Here is a 21,862-nt window from a genome sequence, read left to right on the forward strand (position 1 = left end):
AGAAATCTGCTGGTGCGGCAGCCCAACAGGTTCCTCACGTCCTCAGGAACAGGCTGACGAAGCCCCGGGGCGGCGCGGTGGCGCGCTCATGAACGCGCGACGCTAGCCGGTGACGCGGCCGAAGGTCCACCGCTGGTTGGTGCTGCCGACGTCGTGGTACTGGATCAGCGTGACACCGTCGGCGGTACTGCCTCCGCTGACGTCGAGCACCTTGCCGCTGTTTCGGTTGACCACGGTGAACACACCACCGGTCTGCGGGCGCAACTGCCACTGCTGGCTTGTCCGGCCGTCGGGGATCGACTGCACGATCCGCGCGCCGTCGGCCGTCGAGGAGCCTGCCACGTCGAGGACCTTGCCGCTGCGGACGCACATGATGGTGTGGTAGCCGTCCGCTGTCGACTGGAAGGCCCACTGCTGGTTCGATCCGCCGGCGTAGGACCACTGGATCACGGCGGCACCGTCCGCGTTCGACGCACCGGAGACGTCGGCGACCTTGCCGCTGCGCACGCTGACGCACTTGTATGCCCTGGCGGGTGCGAGGGTGTACTGCACCGAGTCGACGTCGACGTAGCCGGTGCCGTTCGGGTTGTAGGTGTAGAGGCCGACCCGGTCGCCGCGGTAACCGCCCCAGGTGAGCTGGTAGGTGCCACCGAACGAGGTGAACGCGTTCCCGTCGAGGCTGTAGGAGAACTGGCTGACTCCGTTGACGTCCCAGGAGGTGCGCAGCCACACGGCGTTCTGGGTGATCACCGGACCGTCGGTGAGGGTGCCGCCGACGTTGTTCGCGAGCGTGGTGGTGGTCCCGGAGCGCCGGACACCCAAACCGGCGTAGGTTGCCGCGTAGTGCCACAGCCCGGCGTGCTGGCCGTCGTCGAGGCCGGCCAGTTCGAGGCGGACGGTCACCGTCGTGCTGCCCGCCGTGCGCAGCACCCGTTGGGTGAGGGTATTGCCGACCTTGGTCAGGTTGTCGGCCGCCAGCGGTGCGAACGCCTTCAATCGCAGGTAGCCGGGGCGTTCGGTCAACGACCACCGGTCCGCGCGCGGCTGGTAGTACCACTCCCACTGCGGCTTGAGGCGGGTGTCGGTGAACAGGTCGCTGGTCACCACGGAGGGCAGTGCGTCGACCGGCAGACCGGGGGTGCCGCCGGCGGGCACCTGGCCCGTCCACACCATGTTGCCGATGCCGTCCGCGCCCACCGATCCCAGGATCGGCCAGCCGTCCACCCAGGTCACCGGCAGCAGGGACAGCACGCGCCCCTCCCAGTCGCCGTGGCCGTGATGGGTCACGAAGTACCACTTGCCGTCCGGGGCCTGCACCAGGCCGCCCTGATTGGGCTCGCGGTCCACCGAGGCGTTGACGTGCTCCAGCTGCCGGGTCTCGAACGGGCCGTAGAGGCTGGTGCCGCGGTTCATCATGAGCACCCGGCCCTCGGACTTCACCTCGCTGAACAGGTGGTAGTAGAGACCGTTGATCTTGTACAGCTTGTTGGCCTCGCTGCCCGGCGACTGGTGGATGACAGTGGGCGAACCGACCAGCGACTTGCCGTCCTCGGACAGCTTGAACAGGTTCACCTTGTAGCTGTCCGAGTAGTGCGTGGTGACCAGGTAGCCCTGGCCGTCGTCGTCCCAGAACGGGCACGGGTCGTCCCAGCCGGTGGTCCGCCACACCGCCGTCAGCGGGTCCCAGGGTCCGCTCGGCGACGGGGCCGACGTCATGAAGAAGCCTTCGTCGGGCGTGTTGAAGTACACCCAGTACCGCCCCGCGTGGTAACGGATGGCCCCGGCCCACACGCCGCGGCCGTAGCGGTTCATCCGGTCCCAGTTCAGCTCCGGCCCGATGCGGGTGAGATCGTCGACCGCGCCGCCGAGCGTCCGCCAGTTGACCAGGTCCTTCGAGTGCAGGACGGCCACGCCGGGCGAGTACCCGAACGTGCTGGTGATGCCGTAGTAGTCGTCGCCGACCCGGATGCAGTCCCAGTCGCTGAAGTCGCCCGGGAGGACGGGATTGACGTAGGTGCCGTCGCCCTGGTCGCCCCACGTGCCGGCCGGAGGGGTGGCTGCCGCCGCCCTGCTCGGTGGCAGCAGGCCCGGCAGCAGGAGCGCCCCGGTGCCGACCGCGGCGAAGCGGCCGAGTTGTCGTCTGGTGATGTCCACGATTCCGTCCTCGGGCAGGAGTCATCTCATGTATGGGCGTTCTTTCGACGCGAGTACGCCGTGGTGGAGGTTCGCGAGGGACGGTGCCGGCCCGCGTTTCGCCGACACCGTCCCTCAGGTCCTTCGCCTCCTTGCTGGGTCGCCACCTGCAGCAGCACACCGAGGCGGCTGAGCGGGGTGTACGGCCCGTGGCGCGGAAGGAATCAGTCCACGTTCACCGCCTGCCACAGCTGGCTGCCGGCGTTCGCGTCCGTCGTCTGCACGAGCTGAGCGCCTGCTGTCGTCGACGCGCCGGACACCGTGAGCAGCTTGCCGCTGTTCACATTCTTGATCTTGTAGTAGCCGTTTCCGGCGGCGACCAGCGTCCAGTGCTGGTTCGCACCGTTCTTGTCGGTCCACTGGACGGCGGTCGCGCCGTCCGCGGTGGACGCTTGGTAGACGTCCAGCAGTTTGCCGCTGTTCTGGTTGATGATCTTGAAACTGCCATCACCCACCGCAACGAACCGCCAGTGCTGATTCTGGGCGCCGCTGTCGTTCCACTGGATGGCGCTCGCTCCGTCGGAGCTGGATCCACCTGAGATGTCGATCGCCATGCCGCTGTTCTTGTCCAGGAGCTTGTAGAACGCGTTGGTGGCGGGGAAGGAGATGCCTGCGAAGGCGTCCAGTGCACAGATGGCGTTGGACGAGGACGCGTTCTTTGTTCCTGTGCACACGACCTTGATCGTGTGCGGGCCGGCGGCGAGATCCGTCTTCTCGAACAGCACCGCCTGCTTCGTCACCGTCGAGGCGTAGGCGTCGATGCCCGACTGCGCGAGGCTGCCGTCGATGTAGACGTCGACCTTGCCCATGTTCGGTTGCTTCATGCTGACGTACCGAATGCCTGATCCGGTGAACGAGTACTGGACGTAGCCGCCCGCCGCGCTCGTGAAACTCTCCGACCCGTTGAAGTCCTGCGAGTCGTTCCAGTTCGACCAAGGGGAGCTGTAGGTAATGCCGGAGCTCTTGTCGTCGACGTAGGCCCATCGCTGCCGCACGAGCGACTTCGACGCGGCGGACGCGTTCCCCTGGGCGTCCACGACGTAGAGGCGGTAGTCGCCGGCCGTCGGCGGGACACTGATGGTCGTCGCGGTTCCGGCTGCCTTCGTCATGGTGGGGCCGACGGCGAACGTCGTCGTACCGGAGGGAGCCAGCCAGAGAGTCCTGGTCGCGTCACCGATGCTGCGGACGGGGATGGACGACACGCCCTTGCCGGTGAACGTGCTCGCGGGCAGGGCGTAGTCCTGCAGGCCCAGGCTGCTCTGGGGGACGAGGTCCTTGTAGGCGTCCTCCAGACCGGAGTTCACGGCGATGGCGTACGCCTGGGACGGCCACACGTTGTCCGCGTACGCGCGCACGTCCTCGATGGTGCTGTTCGGGACGGTCTTGTCGTTGATCTTGTTGACGGTGCCGTAGGTGTTGGTGATGCTCAGGTCGTGCTGCTTGCCCCACGTGCCGGAGTTGATGGCGAAGGCGACATTCGGGTCAAGGTCGAGCACGTTGTCGTGGAAGTTGATGTAGGCGGAGCCTTCATCGGGGTGGAGTCCGTACTTGTGGCCGGCCGGAACGCCCTGGATATAGTTGTTGCTGATCTCGGTTCCCGGCTGGCTGCCCAGATCGTAGATGGGAGCGGAGTCGCCGAGGACCTGCATCGTGTCGACGATCTGGTTGTGGCTGATGGTGTTGTTCTTCGCCGTGGTGGTCGGCACACCCGGCCGGATCGAGTTCGCCGAACCGTCGAAGTTCCACCATCCCCAGCCCAGGGTGATGCCCGCCCACGGGGACTTCTCGATCCGGTTGTGCCGCACGGACAGGGAATCGGTGAAGTACGCCGACACGGCGCTGGACCCCTGGAACAGCACCGCGCTGTCGTAGAGGTAGTTGTCCGTGATCGAGATGTTCTTGCAGACTCCCTCGACATTCACCGGGTACTTCTCGTTGTTGGTCGAGGTGTAGTCCCCGATGTACACGTGCTGGGGGTGCCCGACGGTGATGGCGGATCCGGCTATGTCATTCGTGACGTTGCCGGTCAACTGCGAGTCCGTCACGTCATTGACCATGTTGATTCCGTCGGCGCCGGTGTGCTGCACCGTGTTGCGCTGGAGGCTGATCCCGTCGGCGTTCTCGATCTGGATGATCCCCGGCGGCAGGTCGACGTTGCGGTAGGTGTACGCGTGGAAGTTCTTCTGCGCGTACACGGTCGAGCTGGCGTTGCCCTGCTGGCCCTGCCGGAAGACGGAGCCCGCCACATTGACCAGGTTCCAGTCGGAGTGCTCGACCGTGAGCCCGGAGAACGTGATGTTCCGCGCGTGGTCGGTCGTGGACGTGCCGGCGACCTTGATGAGGGTGGACACGTTGTTCGGCGCGAAGACCTGCGCCGACGTCATGTCCTCGGAGCCGGACTTGTAGTAGTACAGCGTGTGGTTCGTCTTGTTGAAATAGAACTCGCCGGGCTGGTCCAGGAACTCGTACGCGTTCATGAAGGTGGGGGTGCCGCCGCCGGCGGCGAAGTTGCCGTTCGGCGGTCCCTGGGCGATGGCCGCACCCGGCTGCTGGAACAGGGCCACGCGATTGGCGCCGTCCGAGCTCGTGGTGATCTGGCGGACTCCCACGATGGCCGTGGTCCAGGTCGTCGCATACTTGATTTCGACGTCGTCCTGGTTGGCGGCGACGGCGGGCAGATCGGACAGGCTGTACTTGGCTCCGTCGCACTCCGAACCCGACTCCCAGGCCCAGGGAGCCTGGCCGGCCGTGACGGTGTAGGTCCCGTAGCATCCGGCAGAGGCGATCGTCTTCGAGGCCATCTGGGCGCGCTTGCCGTTGACGTAGAGCGCGCGGAGCTTGTTGTCGCGGTTCAGCGGGGCCTTCCAGATGTTCCCGCTCTGCTGTGTCCAGCCGGTCACCTGAACGCCCCCGTTCAGCACCGGCTTCTCGCCCTGGTAGGCGGCGTACACGACATGGTGGCCGTTCGTTCCCGAGTCGGCCGGCGTGAAGTCGATGGTGCTGCTCACCGGGTAGTTGCCGCCGCGGAGAAAGACGTTGATGTCTCCGGTCATGTTGCTGTTGACCGTGCGCACGACGTCCCGTGCGTGCTGGAGGGTCTTGAACGGCGCGGTGATCGTCCCGGCGTTGGCGTCGTTGCCGCCGGGGGCGACGTAGTAGGTCGCCTGGGTCGCGGCCGAGGCCGGGGCCGACGTCGTGAGGGATGTCAGCAGCACCGCGGGGAGAGCCATCGCAAGCACTGCTGACAACTTGCGGACGGTGGAGGTGACGGGCTTCATCGTCTGCCCCTCCTGCTGGTTCGGACGGTCGGGAAGGCTTTCATGCGGCGGCTCCGGGGGTGTTGTCAGTGCGGTTGACGCGGATCTTCATCGCCCGGCCCTTGAGCGTCCCGAGGGCACAGGAGCGTGAGCGGCACAACCCCGCGGATCGGGGGCGACTTCGTTCGTCCACGGTGGCTGGCTCATGGTGGTCGCCCTAGTCGATCAGCGGCATCGGGCGGGCGGTCGGCCGTGCCCTGGATACCGTGGTGAGGACGTCGGGCCTGATCAGCCCTTGGCACCGGAGGTCGTCCCAGAGCGCCCGGGGTACGGCGCTTCGCTGGAGTTCCACGTTCTGCGTCACTTGTGCGCGATCGCGCATGCCGAGCGTGACGTTGACGGTGCTGGGGTGGGTGGTCGGGAAGGCGATGGCGGCGGCGGGGAGGCTGGTGCCGTGCCCCTTGCAGACCTCTGCGATCGCCCGTGCGCGGGCGACCCGTTCCGATGGGGCGTCCTGGTAGTCGTACTTCATGCCTTCGGTGGGCCACTCACTAGAGAGCAAGCCGGAGTTGAAGACGCCGACTGCGACGACGCTCTTGCCGTGTTCCTGTGCGGCGGGCAGGACGTCGTCCAGCGCGGACTGGTCGAGGAGGGTGTAGCGCCCGGCGAGCATGACCACGTCGGCGGCGGTCTCCCGCAGGAAGCGGGCGAGCATGGCCGACTGGTTCATGCCGGCGCCGATGGCCCCGACAACCCCTTGGTCGCGCAGGTCCGCCAGGGCGGGCATGGCCTCCTCGGCGGCCTGCCGCCAGTGGTCGTCGGGGTCGTGCAGGTAGATGATGTCGAGCCGGTCCAGGCCGGTTCGCTCCAGCGTGTCCTCGATGGAACGGAGCACGCCGTCGCGGCTGAAGTCCCACTGTCGGCGCAGGTTGTCCGGTACGACGAAGCCTTCACTGTCGACGCCCTGTGGACGTTCGTTGGGGACGAGGATTCGGCCGACCTTGGAGGAGACGACGTACTCGTCCCGGGGGCGCTGCCGCAGTGCCGCCCCGAGGCGCTGTTCGGAGAGGCCGAGGCCGTAGTGCGGTGCGGTGTCGAAGTACCGGATGCCCGCGTCCCAGGCCGCGTCGACGGCGGCCGTCGCGTCGGCCGCCGAGGTGGTCCGGTAAAGGTTGCCGATCACCGAAGCGCCGAATCCGAGTTCGGTGAGTTCGACGGAGGTGTTGTGGATGGTCCGGCGTCGCATGACGTCCTCCTCGCAGGGTCCCTTGAGCACGAGCGCCGACGGTCAACCGCGGGTGGGAAGGCGGTAGAAGGCGGTCGCGGTGCCGGCGAGGAGCGCGTGGATCTCGTTCTCGGCACAGTCGGTGAGCAGTTCGTCCACGGTGGCGGCCCAGCGGTTCCAGCCGCCGGCGAGGTTGGCGACCGGCCAGTCGGAGCCGAACATCAGCCGGTCCGGGCCGAATGCGGTGAGCAGGATGTCCCACACCGGGCGGATGTCGTCGACGGTCCACCTCTCGTGGTCCGCCTCGGTGATCAGCCCCGACACCTTGCAGACCACGTGCGGGTGTCCGGCCAGCGTGCGCAACTGGCGTTCCCAGTCGGCCAGTTCTCCGTCGGCGATCGACGGTTTGCCGGCGTGGTCGAGGACCTGGGGCAGGTCCGGGAACCCCTCGGCCAGCCGGATCGCCTGGTCGAGCTGGTGGCTGCGGACGAGCACGTCGTAGCAGAGCCCGCGGTCCCGGACCGCCGCCAGACCCCGTTCAACGTCTGGGCGTTGCAGCCAGCCCGGATCCGTCTCGCCCTGGACGAGATGGCGCAGGGAGCGCAGATACGCGCCGCCCCGTCCGGCGAGCAGTCGGTCCAGCACCTCGCCGATCGCCGGCGACGTCAGGTCTGCCCAGCCGACCACCGCATCGATCAGCGGCTCCCGCTCCGCGAGCGCGAGCAGGTCCTCGGTCTCGGGCACGTCCGGCACGCACTGCACGGCCACCGTGCCGTGCAGGTGGCGGCCGGCGATGGGCTGGGTGGCGGTGGTACGCAGGTCGTCGGGGGTGAAGGTACGGCGGATCGTCGCCAGGGCGGGGTCGTCGAGCCAGTGTTGCGGACGCCGGTCGAGGTCCCACAGATGGTGGTGGGCGTCGATGAGGACGGGGCCGGAGGTCATGGCGGGTTCCAAGTCGGTTCGGTCCGGAGCGGGCCGCGTCAGACGGTGACGTCTTCGCCGGGCGGGTCGAGGTGCCAGATCTCGGTCAGTTCCGTCCACTGGCGGGAGTCACCCCGGTCGGGCCAGGGTTCCTGGCAGGGGTCGGTGAGTTTCCACCATTCCTGGGTTTCGGGGTCGGCTTCGAGGGCGGCCATGTCGGCCTCGAAGTCGTCGCCGTGGTACTCGAAGTAGGCGAACAGCACGTCACCGTGGAGGAAGATGCCGTAGTTGCGGATCTGTGCCCGGTGCAGAGCCGCTTCGACCCCGGGCCAGACGGCGGAATGGAGTGCGAGGTACTCCTGCCGGTGTTCGGGCCTGAGTCGGATCGTCTGGGCGATGCGTTTCATGCCGTGTTCTCCTCCGTGCCCGGGGAGAGCTCGTCGTCCCGGGTGTCGAACGGGGTGCGGTAGCTGGGGGCGTTGGTGCGCAGCCGCAGCCGCAGGACGAGCCGGATGCGGGTGGACGCGGGCAGCCGTACCGCCAGGAAGGGGCTGTCGCATGCCGTCTCCACCTCGGTGACGGTCGGCTCGGTGTGGCCGTAGTCGTACAGGTCACCGATCCAGGTGTCGTCCTGGCAGGTGGTGTGGCGGACGCTGGTGATGGTGTGCTCGGCGAAGGCGCCGGCCTGCACGATCACCGTGCGCGTGGACTCGGGGGAGAGGTTGACGAGTTCGACGGTGGTCGCTTCCGGGTCGATGGAGGTGACCAGTGCGGCCACGTCGGGCGGCAGGCCGGCGCGGCGGGCCTCGGCGTCGTGGTAGCGCAGCCGGGCCTGCTGAAGGCCGCCGTTGTAGAGCACCTGGGGGCCGCCCCAGGTCAACTGGACGAGGGCTTCGGTGACCACGGGGTTGGACTGCTGCCACACGTGGATGTCGGCCTCGGGCACGTCCAGGTCGCGGTAGCGGTCGACGCGACGCAGCCGGTGGCGGACCTGGGCCTGGGCGGTGGCGAGGATGCGTTCCGGGTAGCCGGGGTCGTCGCCGGCGAGGAAGGCGAACCACGCCTTCTCGTGCCCGGACTCCTCCTTGGCCCGGAACGGCCGGACGGTGCGCCAGTCGATGCCGTCGGCCTCACGCAGCTGCTCCAGGCGGGCCCGGTCGGTGTCGGAGGCCGTGTGGTGCCACAGGGCCACCGGGACGGGCGCGGTGGCCGGGTTGTGGTCGAACCAGCCCGAGTCGTTGTGGCGGAACGGCAGGTGCGGGGTGGGTGTGTGGATGTCGGGGCCGAGCTCGGCCACCCACTTGGAGGGGAGGCTGGAGTCCGCTTCGGTGTGGGGCATCACCTTGCTGAGGCCGATGAGGGTGTCGAGTGAGGTCGCGACCATGGAGAGGTAGTCGTCGTCCCCGGTGACGGTGGCCGCCGCCAGCGCCGCCACACAGGCCGCGTGGCCCACGCTGTGCCAGCCGTGCGGCCAGGACCAGCCGTAGTGGCCGCCGTACCAGCGGCCCTCCAGCAGGCTGCCGACGACGCCGTCCGGGCCGGCGTTGTCCGGGACGATGCCGCCGTTGGCCTCGGTACGCTCCCGCCACGCGCCGACGTACTCGACGATCCAGTCGCGGTAGCGGTCCTCGCCGGACAGGATCCAGGCGTTGAGGACCAGTCCGGCCGCCGCGAGGTTGACCGCGGTGTCGCCGACGCCCATCCGGTCCCGCATCTGCGCGCCCAGACGCGGATCCGCGGAGAGCGGGTGGGGACCGCCGTCGGCCTCGGGGATCCAGTCGAGCGGGAAGCCGTACGTCTGTGCTTCCTTCTGCAGCCAGGGATAGACGTCACCGTCGAACAGGCCCGTGCGGTCGGGGTCGCTGCCGTTGTGCGGGCGGGTGATGACGCGGTGCTCGGGGTCGTAGTTTCCCTTGGCCGGGTCGACGTACAACTCGGCGAAGCGCAGGGCGCGTTCGGACCAGCGGTCGGGGGCGGCCATGCTGAGGAAGTAGAGCAGGAGCAGACTCTCGCCCTGGTGGAACCAGTCGTAGCCGCGCTCGAACTCCTCGCGCAGCATGTTCAGTTCGGTGAGCTGCCGGGTCACGCCCTCCCAGTGTTTCTCACTGGCGGGCAGCAGGTCGTCGGCGCCGCCGAGGAGATACAGCTGGGGCCAGTTGAAGAACACCTCGTAGAAGTCGTCCACACCGTCGCGGGTGGTCAGCCGGCCGGAGTAGTTCAGCCGTCCGTCCGGGCCCGTGAAGTCGCGGGCGAAACGGCGCCAGGCGTGGTCGAGGAGGTCGAACAGGGCCCGCTGGGACACGGCCCAGCCGGGTGGTTCGAGCAGCGGCACCCCCGCCTCGATCTCGGGTGGCGGGGTCGGCTGCCCGGAGGCCGGGGCGTTCTCACCGGCCGCGGGGCCGGAAGAGCTGAAGGGCATGGGATGGATCTCCGTTCGGGGTGGCGGGGTGCGCGCCGGGGACGACGGCCGGGCGGACGACGCCGGCTCGGGCGTCATCGGTGGAGCCGCTGGTCGGGGCCTACTCCTTGGTGGCGCCGGCGAGCATCCCGCTGACCAGGAAGCGCTGGGCGAACAGGAAGACGACCAGCACCGGTGTGATGGCCAGCAGCGTGGCCAGCGCCAGTTGCGGCCGCTCGATCGCGAGGGTGCCGACCGCCGGATTGAAGGACGGCACGTTGCTGAGCAGGCTTCCGACACCCACCTGGACCGGCATCTGGTCGCTCTCGGGGAGCATGACGTACGGCAGGAAGTAGTTGGTCCAGTTGGCGACGAAGCTGAAGAAGCCCACGAGCGCGATGACCGGGGTCGCCAGCGGCAGCGCGATGTGCCAGAAGACCCCGAACTCCGAGCAGCCGTCCATCCGTGCCGCCGCCAGCAGGTCCCTCGGTACGGCGGTGGTGAAGTAGATGTACGTCAGGTACACGCCGAACGGGTAGAACGAGTACGGCAGGATGATCGACCACATCGTGCCGATCAGGTGCACCGCGTTGATCTCCAGGAACAACGGCACCACCAGTGTGGCGGTCGGCATGAGCATCACGACCAGCGTCGAGACGAGCAGGGTGTGCCGGCCGCGGAACTCGGTCATGGCCAGGGCGTACCCCGCCGGTACGGCCACGCAGAGGGTGATGACCAGTGAGATCACCGCGTACGACGTGGAGTTGCCCAGCCATTGCAGGACGGCGTTGTCCTGGAACGCGGTGAGGCCGTCCCAGTTGGCCTTGAAGGCGTGCCAGGAGCCGAACGACAGCGGGTTGTCATGGACGAGTTGCTGGTCGGTCTTGGTCGCCGCGAGGACGAGCCACAGCACCGGCAGCACGAAGAACACCAGGAAGACGAGCAGTACGGAGCCGGTCAGCAGGCGAGGCACGAGGCGACGCGGGGGGCGTGGGCGCCGCCGCCCAGGGGCCTGGTGGTGCGCTCGGCTCATGGCGCTTGGTCCCCGTTCCTTGCGTGGTGTGGTGGCGGCTGGGCCGGCAGGGGTCTTAGTCGGCATCGAAGAACCCCGACCGTGCGACGAAGACGGCGGCGGCCGACACACTGACGACCAGGAGCTCCACCGAGACCGCGGCGGCGCCGTTGATGTTGTTCATCTGGAAGGCGAAGTCGTACGTCAGCTGGTTGAGCGAGTAGTCGCGTCCGGCGACGCCCACACTGGCGAGGGAGAGCAGCTGCGGCTCCACGAAGAGCTGGGCGCCGCCCGCGAAGGCCAGGATCACCATGTACACGATCCACTTGCGGAGCATGGGGATCTGCACGCGCCAGGCGGTCTGCCAGGCGCCCGCGCCGTCGATGTGCGCGGCTTCCATGACGTCCTTGGGGATGTTGTTGAGCGCGCCGTAGATGACGACGATCCAGCCGCCCGCGCCGGTCCAGAACGCGATGACCGTGAACAGAAGGGGCAGGTTGCCGGGGGCGATCACCTCGCCGAAGGTGTGGAACCCCAGCAAGCCCAGCAGCGAACTGACCGGGCTCACCGTCGGGTCGAGCATGAACAGCCACACCAGCACACTCGCGGCGCCGGCGAGCGCTCCGGGGATGTAGAAGAAGAAGCGCAGGGACTGGCTGATGGTGCCAGAGGCGAGACGGTGCAGCAGCAGCGCCAGGCTCACCACGAACACCACCAGCGAGACCAGCCAGAACAGGAGGTACAGCGCCACATGGCCCACGGCGTCCATGAAGCGGAAGTCCTGCGCCGTGGTGACGAAGTTGCTGAAGCCGGTGAACGTGCCCCCGGCGTCGGTGAAGGCGAAGTAGACGGCGTATCCGGTCGGCAGGATGCCGAACGCGATGAGGAGGAGCACGTAGGCGGCTACGAAGGCGACGCCGGCCCGGCTCTGCCGTGCGGCGCCGCGACGGCGCCGGTGGGCAGAGGCGGCCGCAGAGGGGCTCAGGGTCACTGCGCGACCTTGTATCCGTTGGACTCGGCGTACTTGACGATGGAGTCCTGCCAGGCCGGCAGCATCGAGACGATGGACTTGCCCTGGGTCAGGCCGGGCTTGACGGTGGCCGCCCAGATCGCCTCCTGGCTGAACTGGCCCGAGCCCCACTCCGGCCAGACCTGGGAGGAGGCGTCCTTGAGGGCGCTCAGGTCGCTGGCGAAGTAGCCGGAAGTGTCCTGTCCCTTCAGCCAGGCCTCGGCCACCGGCGCGTAGGCCGGGAAGCCGGGCGCCTTCTCGCCCTGGTAGGCGTTGTCGGTGGTGACCCACGTCAGGAAGTCGGCGGCCGCCTTGAGGTGGGTGGAGTGCTTCGACAGCAGCCAGGTGCCGCCGCCGACATTGCCGGTGGACGGCGCGCTGTCCCCCTGCCACTGCGGGATGGGAGCCGCCGCGATCTGCTTGGCGGGGACCTTGAGGGTGTCCTTGAAGACCGCGCCGCCGTACCAGGCCGGGCCGGGCATGAGCAGGACCTTGTCGGCCTGGTTCTTGCCGAAGTCGGTGCTGAAGACGCCGCTGATGGACATGGACTTGTTCTTGATCAGTACGTCGAGGAGCTTGGCCATCTTGGTGCAGGCCTCGCTGGTGGTGTTCACCGAGACGGACTTGGGCCCGGTGATGTGGTTGGCGCCGCACTTGCTCGCCCACAGGTATATCTCGGGGGTGAAGGAGTCGCCGGCGTCGCCCACGAGATAACCCGGGTGCTCCTTGGCCACCTTCTCGCCGACCTTCTGGTACTCCTCCCAGGTCGTCGGAACCTGGTAGCCGAACTTCTTCAGCAGCGGAGCGTTGTACCAGAGCACTGCTTGGGAGAGGTCGTTGCGCAGACAGTAGAGGGTCCCGTTGACCGTGCAGACGTCGTTGGCACCCTTGGCGAACCCGCCGAGGGTCGCGTCCGGGATCAGGCCCTTGTTGAGCGGAGCGGCGAAGCCCGCGTCGACGGCCCAGGAGGCCTCGTTGTTCTGGGAGCTGAAGACGACGTCCGGCCAGCCCTTGCCGGTGCGGTTGAACAGCTGGACCTTGGTCTGGAGGTAGTTCGAGCCGTTGGCGTCGCCGTCGTAGCTGACGATGTTCAGCTTCACCTCGGGGTGCTGCTGCTGGTACAGCTTCGCGGCGTCCATACGGGTCGCGTCCACCCAGACGGTCAACGCGCCGTCCTTCTGCGGCGCCTGAGCGAAGCCGTCCTTGGTGGTCGTACCGGCGGTGCTGCCGCCGCCACAGGCCGTCACGGTCAGCAACACGGTGGCCGCGCACCCGGCCAGCGACGCCGCACGCTTCTTGCCGAGCGCTCTCTTCGGGCTGGACGAAGGCTTGTTGACGGTCATGAGTGACTCCACTGAGTTTGCAGGTGCCCCGAGCAGGTCGAGGGGTGGCACTTGAATGGGCTGACGCTGGGCCGTCCCGGGCGAGCGTCGAACACTTAAGGCGACTGCGCTGCTACCGACGTGGAAGAAATTAGCCGCCTTATCGAGGGGTTCGTCAAGAGTGCGTACGGCGTTGCTTTGACGGGTTTGAGGCGATGACGCGGTAGCCGTGCACGGTTATGACCGATAAATGTCCTTTGTGTGCTTGAGATCCCAGAGTCAAGGTCGTAGATCTTGGTCAAAATGAGTACGACTTATAGTTCCTCTAAGCTACGATGGTGTTGGCTCCACAGCGATCAGTCGCGCTCGCCGCAGTCACCCGGGAGGCAGCACAGATGAACGACACGCCAGCGATCGAAGCGGCCTCGCCGGCTCAGGTCCTTCCCGCTGCGCCCGCGGCAGTGCACGGCTCGGAAGAGCGGCGTGACTACCGTCCCGGGTACGAAATCGTGGCGGAGCGGATCCTCGAATACATCGCCGAGGAGCGGCTGGTGGCGGGTGACCGGCTGCCCACGGAGATCGACCTGGCCCAGATGCTGAGCACCAGCAGGGCGGTGGTGCGGGAAGCCGTGAAGATCCTTTCGGCACTGGGCCGCGTGCGGGCCCACAAGGGGAGGGGCCTGTTCGTCGCGGACGACGAGGGCATGCTCATCACCAGCCGTTGGGGAGGTTTCTTCCGTCCCGTCGACATCGACCACGTGCTGATGCTGTTCGAGTTCCGCAGGGTCCAGGAAATGTCCGCCAGCAGTCTGGCGGCCACCCGCGCCACGCCTTCGGAACTGCGCACCATCGAGGTGGCCATGGAGCAGTGCCGGCACGGGTTCGTCCATGGCCAGGTCGACGTGTTCAATCAGGCTGACGACGACTTCCATGAGGCGGTGTCCGCGGCCTCGCACAACACCTTCCTCGTCAGCGCCGTACGGGACGCACGACGTCTGCAGCGCCAGTCCAGCGCGATCGGTATCCATGACACGCTCGGCGAGAACACCGGGGCCGCCGTCGAGGAACACGAGGCGATCTACCGGGCCATCCGTGACGGCCGCCCCCAGGAGGCGGCGCAGGCCACCGCGGCACACCTCGACAGAACCCTGGAGGACTACCGGCGCGAGATCCAGCGGCGCCTGTTCGGCTAGGTCCTGTTGCGAAAGCGGCCTCTGTTCCTCGGGCCAGGACGCTCGCGATCACCGCGGCCGCCCTCGCCCTCGTCACACCACAGCCGGCGTTCGCCCTCAACTCGCTGCTGACCCAGCCGGTCCAGCAGAGCATCAACGCCTACGACCCGCTCCACCGGCTCAGCGACGTGGGAGTGCTCGATCTGCTGCTCACCGGCTTCTACCCGGCGATCACGTGGATGCCGTTCGTGATCGCCGGTATGGCGCCGGCCCCCCTCGACCTGTCCTCCGCCACTGTCCAGCGGCGCCTGGCCGCGCTCGGCGCCGCCCTCACCGTTGCCGCGTACGGCATGTCCTCGCTGTCGGCCGGAAAGGGCGCGCTGAGGAGCACGGCGGAAGCCGGACCCTCGTCCGGCGGCTCCGGGTCGATGGCCCTCGACAGCGGGTTGTTCGACCCGCAGTCGGCATCGTTGCTCTTGACGGCCGGGCCGCACAGCGGCACCACGTTCGACATCATCGGCAGCGTGGGAGTCGCGATCCTCGTGATCGTGGGCGCGACGGTGGCGATGGACCGCCTGCCGCGACTGCGCCGCCTGGCCAAACCGGTCATCGCCGTGGGCACCATGTCCCTGACGGCCTACGTGGGCCACTTCGTCGCACAGTCCGTGCTGTCCGGGTCCGGCGCGACCGGTACCCAGCAGTCCTGGGCGCCGCTGCTCATGTACATCCTCGGGGCGACCGTGTTCGCCGTGATCTGGTCCCGCTTCTTCCGCCGCGGGCCCCTGGAGTATCTGCTCAACGCCGCCACCAAGCCGGCGAAGCACGTCCGATGAGGCCAGGACGGGGTGGCTCGCCTCCACGTCCCGTCCCGGCCTGGACCGCTCACGGATCCGGCAAGTGCCTCGGTCCTTGCACGCTTCCACCCGTGAGCCCGACGCGTCACCGAAAGGTGCGCCGAGGGCCGCCGGCCCCACCTGCAGGCTGGTTCCGCCCACCACCAGAACCAGTGACGGCAACCCCCGTTGCCCCGTATGTGTTCGGCCGCATCGAGCTGAGCTGCGTCGACGTCGATGCTCGCGGGGCCGCGACCGGAACCGCGGGTGTGCCGCCGGGCTGTGGCTCAGGCGTCGATGATGACGGGGATGATGAGGGGCTTGCGGCGGTGGGTGCGGAACGCCCAGTTCGCCACGGCGCGGGCGAGGAGTTGTTCGAGTTGGTGCGCGTCCCCGACGCCTTCCTCGGCCGCGGTGGCCAGGGTCTTCTCGATGACGGGGATGACCGGCTCGAAGGTGGTGTCGTCGTGGACGAAGCCGCGGGCCAGGAAGTCGGGGGCCTCGGCGAGGGCGCCGGTGTCCGCGTCGACGATCGCCACCACCGTGACCACGCCTTCGGCGGCGAGGGTGAGGCGGTCCTTGAGGGACGCTTCGGTGGCGCCGCCGACTTCCATGCCGTCCACGTAGACGTTGCCTGCGGGGACCTTGCCGGTGATGGACGCGCGTCCGTCGACGAGGTCGACGACGACGCCGTCCTCGGCGATGACGACGCGGTCGGGGTCGACGCCGGTACGGATGGCGAGGTCGCCGTTGGCCCGCAGGTGGCGCCATTCGCCGTGCACGGGCATGACGTTGCGGGGTTTGACGATGTTGTAGCAGTAGACGAGTTCGCCGGCGCTGGCGTGCCCGGAGACGTGCACCTTGGCGTTGCCCTTGTGGACCACGTGGGCGCCCCACCGGGTGAGTCCGTTGATCACCCGGTAGATGGCGTTCTCGTTGCCGGGGATGAGGGAGCTGGCGAGCAGGACGGTGTCGCCCTTGCCGACGCGGATCATGTGGTCGCGGTTGGCCATCCGTGACAGCGCGGCCATCGGTTCGCCCTGGGAGCCGGTACAGACCAGAGTGATCTTGTGGTCCGGGAGCTTCTCCAGCTCCTTCGTACTCACGACCAGACCGGACGGAACCTTCAGATAGCCCAGGTCACGGGCGATGCCCATGTTGCGGACCATCGACCGGCCTACGAAGGCGACCTTGCGGCCGTGCTGGTGGGCGGCGTCGAGGACCTGCTGGATGCGGTGCACATGGCTGGCGAAGCTGGAGACGATGACCCGGCGCGGCGCGGTGCGGATCACCTGCTCGATCGCCGGGTTCAGCTCACGCTCGGAGGTGGTGAAGCCGGGGACCTCGGCGTTGGTGGAGTCGGTGAGGAACAGGTCCACGCCCTCCTCGCCGAGGCGGGCGAAGGCGCGCAGATCGGTGATGCGGTCGTCGAGAGGGAACTGGTCCATCTTGAAGTCGCCGGTGTGCAGCACCATCCCGGCGCCGGTGCGGATCGCGACCGCGAGGCCGTCCGGGATGGAGTGGTTGACCGCCACGAACTCGCAGTCGAAGGGCCCGAAACCGCGCCGGTCGCCCTCCCGTACCCGCACCGTGCGCGGCCGGATGCCGTGTTCCTTGAGCTTGGCCTCCAGGAACGCCAGCGTCAGCTTGGAGCCGACGACGGGAATGTCGGACCGCTCGCGCAGCAGGTACGGCACGCCGCCGATGTGGTCCTCGTGGCCGTGGGTGAGCACCACGGCCACGATGTCGTCCAGCCGGTCCCGGATCGAGGTGAAGTCCGGCAGGATCACGTCCACGCCGGGCTGGGTCTCCTCGGGGAACAGCACGCCGCAGTCGACGATGAGCAGTTTGCCCGCGTGCTCGAAGACGGTCATGTTGCGGCCGATCTCACCCAGGCCGCCCAGGGCGACGACCCGCAACCCTCCGGCGGGAAGGGGCGGGGCGGCTTTTAGTTCAGGGTGCGGATGACTCATACCTTGACGTTACCCGGAGAGCGGGACGAGTGATCCATTGCCTGTCCGATCTCTTCCTTCCGACGGAGCGTGGGTATCCGCGGCGGGTACCCCGGGACGATCGGATCAGGCCGTCGGACGGCCCGGGCGTGCCCGCACGGCCACTGAGGAATCGAGGGTGGCGGGCGGGCGCGCGCCCGGCCGGGACCGCCCGGCGGGCAGGGAACAGTGTGGATGTTCCCTGCCCCGGCGCAGCACAGCGTTCAGTACTGCTCGGTCTCCACGAAACCGGCGTCCGCGTCGTTGCTCGCGCCGAAGGTGTCGGCAACGGCGGTCGGGTCGAATCCGGGCGGGCTGTCCTTGAGGCCCAGGCCCAGGCCGGCCAGCTTCGCCTTGACCTCGTCGATGGACTTCGCACCGAAGTTACGGATGTCCATGAGGTCGGCCTCGGACCGCGCCAGGAGCTCGCCCACGGAGTGGACGCCCTCGCGCTTGAGACAGTTGTACGAGCGGACGGTGAGCTCGAGCTCTTCGATCGGCAGGGCGAGATCGGCGGCGAGGGCGGCGTCCGTGGGGGACGGGCCCATGTCGATGCCCTCGGCGTCGATGTTGAGCTCGCGCGCCAGACCGAACAGCTCGACCAGCGTCTTGCCGGCCGACGCCATCGCGTCACGCGGACGCATCGCCTGCTTGGTCTCCACATCGACGATCAGCTTGTCGAAGTCGGTGCGCTGCTCGACACGGGTCGCCTCGACCTTGTACGTGACCTTCAGCACCGGCGAGTAGATGGAGTCGACCGGGATACGGCCGATCTCCTGGCCGATCTGCTTGTTCTGCACGGCGGAGACGTAACCACGGCCGCGCTCGACCGTCAGTTCCATCTCCAGCTTGCCCTTGCCGTTGAGCGTGGCGAGGACGAGGTCGGGGTTGTGCACCTCGACACCGGCCGGGGGCGCGATGTCGGCGGCGGTGACCAGACCCGGGCCCTGCTTGCGCAGGTACATCACGACCGGCTCGTCCTGCTCACTGCTCACGACCAGCTGCTTGATGTTGAGGATCAGGTCGGTGACGTCCTCCTTGACACCGGGCACGGTGGTGAACTCATGCAGGACACCGTCGATGCGGATGCTGGTGACAGCCGCACCGGGGATCGACGACAGAAGGGTACGGCGGAGCGAGTTGCCGAGGGTGTAACCGAAGCCCGGCTCCAGCGGCTCGATCACGAACCGGGAGCGGAACTCGTCGACTACCTCTTCGGTCAGGGACGGACGCTGAGCAATCAGCACGGGGTGTTGCCTCCAGTGGTTTTGCGCCCACTATGTGACGCCGTAGACACTACGAAGGGTACGGGGCGGTACGGGCGATGCGCTCTCCGGCGAGGCCGAGCCGCCCGTCTCCCAACTCAGCAAGGAGGCTTCGGGCCCCCTGGGAACAGGAAAACAGGCCGACTCCCTCTCCCGTGCGTCTCTCAATCCTCCGGGTGCCGCACCTCGGCATCGATCCAGCCACAGCATCGATCCAGCCATACGGCGAGCGCATGAAGCGGGGCGCCTCCCACAACTCCCGTCCTGCCTCCCCAGCAGCATCAGCACTGCGCCTCGTCCAAGGAGCGCATGACGCCCCCTCAGGTAGTCGTCGACGTGACATGCCTGGTTCCCCTGAAGCACGTAGAAGCGGGAGCATCGGGGGGTGAACCGGCGCGTGGTGTCTCAGGACCGCGCTCCGGCCGCCCCTGACGTGGGCGGGTGGTGCCGTGCGCCCGGGGGTATGTCCAGGGCAGTACCGGGCCCCAGGTGGTCGACACGCCTCCGGCCGTGAGACTTCCCCGAAAGGCAGAGTGCGCCATGAGTGACATCAACGGTCTGGAACCGCTGGCGACCTTCTGCGGAAACTGCGATTGCGGTTGCCCGCAGCTGTTCGTCGACCCGAGCGCTCCTGCGGAGCGCCGCGTTCTGCTCACCGACGACTTCGGCCAGCGCGTCCAGATGAGCGTCGACCAGTTCGGCTCCCTGGTGGAGGAGGCGAAGGCCGGCAAGCTGGACGGCGTAGTCATCGCCTGACCGATGGCACGCTCCCGGCGTGACAGGGGCACACGGTGTGGCCCTGGTACGAGCAGCCCACGAGGCGGCCGGGTACGACAGGTGAGGCAGCGGCCCGGCGTGGCTGCTGCCGGCTGCCACGGTGGCGGTGCCGGCCGGTGGTTACGGCCGGCTCGGCGAGGTGGTCGTGGGCCAGGCCGGTGCGGTCATCGGCTGCCTGCCCGGCCTCGTGGTCAGTGGGCCGCTGCCGGACCAGCCCCGCGCGCTTCAGGAGCGTACGACGTGGAGTACGCAGCCAGGAGGACCAGCGGCGCGGTCGGCATCAGCGGAAGGTTCAGCGGGTTCGGACGCGTCGGGGGTGCAGCATCCCGGCGAGGGGGTGGCCACCCACGAGTGCGGAATCGATCGCGGGCCCTCGCGGCAGGACTCCCCTCAACGCTTGCGCCGACGCCTGCCCCGGCCGGCCGCCGCTCCGCCGGCCGCCACCGTGCCTGCCGCAGCCGTTTCCGTCCGCGGGCCGGGCCGGTCCGCCGAGACCACCAGAGCCGCCAGGGCCGTGGTGACCGGTACCGAGGCGACCAGTCCGATCGAGCCGACCAGTGTGCGGACGATCTCTTCGGCGACCAGTTCGCTGTTGGCGACGGCGCCCACGCTGCTCTGTGCGATGGAGAAGAGCAGCAGCAGGGGCAGTGCGGCGCCGGCGTAGGCGAGGACGAGCGTGTTGACGACGGACGCGATGTGGTCGCGCCCGATCCGTATGCCCGCGCGGTACAGCCCGCGCCAGCCCATCGACGGGTTGGCTTCGTGCAGCTCCCAGACCGCCGATGTCTGGGTCACCGTGACGTCGTCGAGGACGCCGAGGGAGCCGATGATGACGCCGGCGAGCAGGAGACCGCTCATGTCGATCGACGGATAGAGCCCGTGGATCAGACCCGTGCTGTCGTCGGTGTTGCCGGTGAGGGCGGCCCAGCCGATGAACTGCGAGCCGAGGATGCCGATCAGCAGCAGTGAGACCAGGGTGCCGAGCACCGCCACGGATGTGCGCGCCGACAGTCCGTGGCACATGTACAGGGCGATCAGCATGATGGCGCTCGACCCGATCACGGCTACGAGCAGCGGGTTCGAGCCCTGCAGGATCGCCGGCAGCACGAAGAAGTTCAGCACCATGAAACTGATGGCCAGGGCGGCCAGCGCCATCACGCCGCGCAGCCTCCCCACGACCACGACGGCGAGCGCGAAGATGCCGGCCAGCAGGCCCATCGGGAATCGGCGGTTCACGTCGGCGACCGAGTACTGCAGGTCCTTGGGCGCGGAGGGCTCGTAGGCGGCCACGACCTTCTCGCCCTGGTGCAGCTGCCGCGACTGATCGGGCTGCACGATCTCGGTGAACGTACGGCCCTCGTCCTTGCCGGTGTCCACCCGGATCGTCGCCTTCTTGCAGGTGCCGCCTGCCTCCTGCTGGGCAGTGGTGCCCTCGGCGGTGGAGGTGTCGCCGGTCGGGGCCTCCCCGGAGGCGTTGACTGACTTGCAGCTCACCTCGACGACTTTGGTGACCGTGGCCTGCTGCGTCTGGCGGTCGAAGCCGACGCCGGTGCGCTTGTGGGGCGGGGCGCCGCCGGGCCAGAGCACCAAGAGCCCCACTATGACGGCGGCGGTGAAGGGGATCAGGATCGCGGCGATGACCTTGCGCAGATGCCGGGAGACCGGCGCGGCAGGCCCATGGCTGTGTGCATGCCCGTGACCGCCGGCGCCCGCTCCGGATCCGTGACCGGGGTCATGCCCGGTGCCGGTGTCGGTGGGGCGTTCATTACCCATCATGGCGGTGTGCCCGTGGCCCCTGGCCGGAGAGGGGATGTGGCCCGCGCCGGCATCGGGTCCGTAGCCGGGGTGAGGTGCCGACTCGGGAAGATCCCCGTACGGGTGGTTGTGGCCGTACTCCCTTGCGCGACCGTCCCAGGCTTGGGGCCGGTCGCCGACGCCGTTCCATTCTCGGGCATCCCGCCGGTCAGCGGCTCCCATCCCGTCTCCTTCGCGGTTGTCCTGCCCCCTCGGGAGTCGGGCCTGCGCGGCGACTCTCCGGAAGAGTACGGGAACGGCTGGGTCGTGGTCTCAGCCTGCTCTCCGCGAAACCATCGGGGCCTTGCTCGGTGAACAGAACACGTGTGATGGCTGTACGGCCGCGAGGGGCGTTCAGGACGGTCGGCGGAATGAGCCACCGCGGAAGAGGTCATCGAGACGCTGCGGGGTCAGCCTCCGGGACTGGTCCGGCTTCAGTCTCGGTACTTGTCCGATTTCGGTCTTCCCCAGATCTGCGCCAAGCCCGCCCCAGTCACCTCCAATGAAGTGTCCAATCTCATCCTATGGCGGAGCAAAGAATTCCCTGCGGCACTGCCGGTCCGCCCGCCTCGGATTTACGTTCCTCTCGCACCCTGTCATGTCTCGCTCATGCGGGCATGCCGGGTCAGAATGTCATGCTCATGACTGCGCGGTTTCGCCGCCGCTACGCGCGTCACGGGCCTGCCAATCCAG

The 21,862-nt window shown here is 68.2% G+C and carries 14 protein-coding genes and 1 pseudogene; 3 read left to right on the forward strand and 12 right to left on the reverse strand.

Annotated features, from left to right (window positions below):
- Positions 1 to 102 precede the first annotated feature (102 nt).
- From ACIBK3_RS12735 to ACIBK3_RS12775, 9 genes are all read right to left on the reverse strand, one after another.
- Positions 103 to 2,154, reverse strand: coding sequence for a family 43 glycosylhydrolase (locus ACIBK3_RS12735; RefSeq protein ID WP_399364779.1), 2,052 nt, complete (start codon positions 2,152 to 2,154; stop codon positions 103 to 105).
- A gap of 203 nt (positions 2,155 to 2,357) precedes the next feature.
- A complete protein-coding gene (locus ACIBK3_RS12740; RefSeq protein ID WP_399364780.1) occupies positions 2,358 to 5,471 on the reverse strand; it encodes an RICIN domain-containing protein in 3,114 nt (1,037 codons plus the stop codon).
- Positions 5,472 to 5,667: 196 nt separating this feature from the next.
- The gene (locus ACIBK3_RS12745) at positions 5,668 to 6,696 is read right to left on the reverse strand and encodes an aldo/keto reductase (protein ID WP_399364782.1); all 1,029 of its coding nucleotides are present in this window, start codon (positions 6,694 to 6,696) and stop codon (positions 5,668 to 5,670) included.
- A gap of 42 nt (positions 6,697 to 6,738) precedes the next feature.
- Positions 6,739 to 7,617 carry an amidohydrolase family protein gene (locus tag ACIBK3_RS12750; protein WP_399364784.1) on the reverse strand — a complete coding sequence of 293 codons (879 nt, stop codon included), beginning with the start codon at positions 7,615 to 7,617 and terminating at the stop codon, positions 6,739 to 6,741.
- A gap of 38 nt (positions 7,618 to 7,655) precedes the next feature.
- Positions 7,656 to 8,003 (reverse strand): L-rhamnose mutarotase, encoded by a 348-nt coding sequence (locus ACIBK3_RS12755; protein WP_399364786.1) that lies wholly within the window; start codon positions 8,001 to 8,003, stop codon positions 7,656 to 7,658.
- Positions 8,000 to 10,015, reverse strand: coding sequence for a hypothetical protein (locus tag ACIBK3_RS12760; protein ID WP_399364787.1), 2,016 nt, complete (start codon positions 10,013 to 10,015; stop codon positions 8,000 to 8,002). Before ACIBK3_RS12760 ends, ACIBK3_RS12755 begins: the two co-directional genes overlap by 4 nt.
- Before the next feature lie 100 nt (positions 10,016 to 10,115).
- The gene (locus ACIBK3_RS12765; protein ID WP_399365560.1) at positions 10,116 to 10,958 is read right to left on the reverse strand and encodes a carbohydrate ABC transporter permease; all 843 of its coding nucleotides are present in this window, start codon (positions 10,956 to 10,958) and stop codon (positions 10,116 to 10,118) included.
- Positions 10,959 to 11,082: 124 nt separating this feature from the next.
- Complete coding sequence (locus tag ACIBK3_RS12770) at positions 11,083 to 11,997, reverse strand: carbohydrate ABC transporter permease (protein ID WP_399364789.1); 915 nt, start codon at positions 11,995 to 11,997, stop codon at positions 11,083 to 11,085.
- The gene (locus ACIBK3_RS12775) at positions 11,994 to 13,358 is read right to left on the reverse strand and encodes an ABC transporter substrate-binding protein (protein ID WP_399364791.1); all 1,365 of its coding nucleotides are present in this window, start codon (positions 13,356 to 13,358) and stop codon (positions 11,994 to 11,996) included. Before ACIBK3_RS12775 ends, ACIBK3_RS12770 begins: the two co-directional genes overlap by 4 nt.
- 374 nt (positions 13,359 to 13,732) lie before the next feature.
- On the opposite strand from ACIBK3_RS12775, the gene ACIBK3_RS12780 reads away from it, so the two are divergent.
- Both ACIBK3_RS12780 and ACIBK3_RS12785 read left to right on the forward strand, forming a co-directional pair.
- Entirely contained in the window at positions 13,733 to 14,530 is a 798-nt protein-coding gene (locus tag ACIBK3_RS12780; protein ID WP_399364793.1) for a FadR/GntR family transcriptional regulator, read from the forward strand.
- Positions 14,531 to 14,559: 29 nt separating this feature from the next.
- A pseudogene (locus ACIBK3_RS12785) lies at positions 14,560 to 15,342 on the forward strand (DUF418 domain-containing protein); the annotation flags it as partial.
- A gap of 287 nt (positions 15,343 to 15,629) precedes the next feature.
- On the opposite strand, the gene ACIBK3_RS12790 reads toward ACIBK3_RS12785, so the two are convergent.
- Together ACIBK3_RS12790 and ACIBK3_RS12795 are read right to left on the reverse strand one after the other, a co-directional pair.
- Positions 15,630 to 17,315 (reverse strand): ribonuclease J, encoded by a 1,686-nt coding sequence (locus tag ACIBK3_RS12790; protein WP_399364795.1) that lies wholly within the window; start codon positions 17,313 to 17,315, stop codon positions 15,630 to 15,632.
- 242 nt (positions 17,316 to 17,557) lie between these two features.
- A complete protein-coding gene (locus ACIBK3_RS12795; RefSeq protein ID WP_399364796.1) occupies positions 17,558 to 18,580 on the reverse strand; it encodes a DNA-directed RNA polymerase subunit alpha in 1,023 nt (340 codons plus the stop codon).
- 558 nt (positions 18,581 to 19,138) lie between these two features.
- Here ACIBK3_RS12795 and ACIBK3_RS12800 point away from each other — a divergent pair.
- Positions 19,139 to 19,354 carry a hypothetical protein gene (locus ACIBK3_RS12800; protein WP_399364798.1) on the forward strand — a complete coding sequence of 72 codons (216 nt, stop codon included), beginning with the start codon at positions 19,139 to 19,141 and terminating at the stop codon, positions 19,352 to 19,354.
- A 411-nt stretch (positions 19,355 to 19,765) separates the two neighbouring features.
- Here ACIBK3_RS12800 and ACIBK3_RS12805 read toward each other — a convergent pair whose 3' ends face one another.
- A complete protein-coding gene (locus ACIBK3_RS12805) occupies positions 19,766 to 21,352 on the reverse strand; it encodes a YibE/F family protein (RefSeq protein WP_399364799.1) in 1,587 nt (528 codons plus the stop codon).
- Between the last annotated feature and the right edge of the window lie 510 nt (positions 21,353 to 21,862).

It is taken from the genome of Streptomyces sp. NPDC050287, from assembly GCF_044459385.1.
Taxonomy (GTDB): Bacteria; Actinomycetota; Actinomycetes; order Streptomycetales; family Streptomycetaceae; genus Streptomyces.

Bases quoted from the DNA above. Each gene is read 5' to 3' on its own strand.
- ACIBK3_RS12775 (WP_399364791.1), bottom strand. From the start codon at position 13,358: ATGACCGTCAACAAGCCTTCGTCCAGCCCGAAGAGAGCGCTCGGCAAG.
- ACIBK3_RS12740 (WP_399364780.1), bottom strand. From the start codon at position 5,471: ATGAAGCCCGTCACCTCCACCGTCCGCAAGTTGTCAGCAGTGCTTGCG.
- ACIBK3_RS12780 (WP_399364793.1), top strand. From the start codon at position 13,733: ATGAACGACACGCCAGCGATCGAAGCGGCCTCGCCGGCTCAGGTCCTT.
- ACIBK3_RS12805 (WP_399364799.1), bottom strand. From the start codon at position 21,352: ATGGGAGCCGCTGACCGGCGGGATGCCCGAGAATGGAACGGCGTCGGC.
- ACIBK3_RS12745 (WP_399364782.1), bottom strand. From the start codon at position 6,696: ATGCGACGCCGGACCATCCACAACACCTCCGTCGAACTCACCGAACTC.
- ACIBK3_RS12755 (WP_399364786.1), bottom strand. From the start codon at position 8,003: ATGAAACGCATCGCCCAGACGATCCGACTCAGGCCCGAACACCGGCAG.
- ACIBK3_RS12760 (WP_399364787.1), bottom strand. From the start codon at position 10,015: ATGCCCTTCAGCTCTTCCGGCCCCGCGGCCGGTGAGAACGCCCCGGCC.
- ACIBK3_RS12750 (WP_399364784.1), bottom strand. From the start codon at position 7,617: ATGACCTCCGGCCCCGTCCTCATCGACGCCCACCACCATCTGTGGGAC.
- ACIBK3_RS12800 (WP_399364798.1), top strand. From the start codon at position 19,139: ATGAGTGACATCAACGGTCTGGAACCGCTGGCGACCTTCTGCGGAAAC.
- ACIBK3_RS12790 (WP_399364795.1), bottom strand. From the start codon at position 17,315: ATGAGTCATCCGCACCCTGAACTAAAAGCCGCCCCGCCCCTTCCCGCC.